The sequence below is a fragment of the Streptomyces flavochromogenes genome (genome assembly GCF_000717595.1).
GTDB lineage: Bacteria > Actinomycetota > Actinomycetes > Streptomycetales > Streptomycetaceae > Streptomyces > Streptomyces flavochromogenes.
This window is the reverse complement of the sequence record NZ_JNZO01000095.1, coordinates 1-666: the sequence shown is the minus strand read 5'-3', so window position 1 is coordinate 666 and position 666 is coordinate 1. Positions and strand designations below refer to the sequence as shown.

The 666-nt window shown below is 75.8% G+C and carries 1 protein-coding gene; it reads right to left on the bottom strand.

Annotated features, from left to right (window positions below):
* The coding region (locus IF00_RS0140385) for an ROK family protein (RefSeq protein ID WP_030327108.1) at nucleotides 1-666 on the bottom strand (666 nt) is incomplete at both ends.

The window sequence follows — 666 nt, the reverse complement described above, 5'->3', positions numbered from 1 at the left end:
CGTGAGGGCGTACTCCCGCGCGTAGCCGGACACGGTTTCGAGGAAGCGGGTGCCGAGCTGGAGGCCGGCCCAGCCGCCGACCAGGATGCGCTCGGGCTGGAAGAGGTTGATGAGGTCGGCGAATCCGGCGCCCAGGTATTCGGCGGTCTCCGCCAGGACGGCGACCGCGGTGGCGTCGGGTTCGGTCCCGGCCTCCGCCGGGTACGCCGCCGCCAGCATCGCCGTCAGCGCCGTCTCCTCGTCCGCGCCCTCCGGCGGCACCCCGCCGGCCTCCCGCCACCGTTCCAGGAGGGCTTCGGCCCCCGCGTACGCCTCCAGGCAGCCCTGGGCTCCGCAGCGGCAGCGGCGCCCCCGGACCCGTACCGTCAGATGCCCCCACTCGATCGCCCGGCCCGGCCCCATCGGGTCCGTCACCACGCACGCGCCGACGCCCGAGCCGAACAGGACCACCACCGCGCTGCGCGCACCGCGCCCGGCGCCGAACCACATCTCGGCCTGGCCGAGGGTCTTGGCGCCGTTGTCGATCCAGTACGGCACGGACTCGGGCAGGTCGACGGCGGCGCGCAGGAGGCGTTCGAAGGGCACCGCGTCCCAGCCGACGGTCTGGCCGTGCACCACCGCCCCGTCCTCCGCGGTGCGGGCGACGATGCCGGGCACGCCGACACC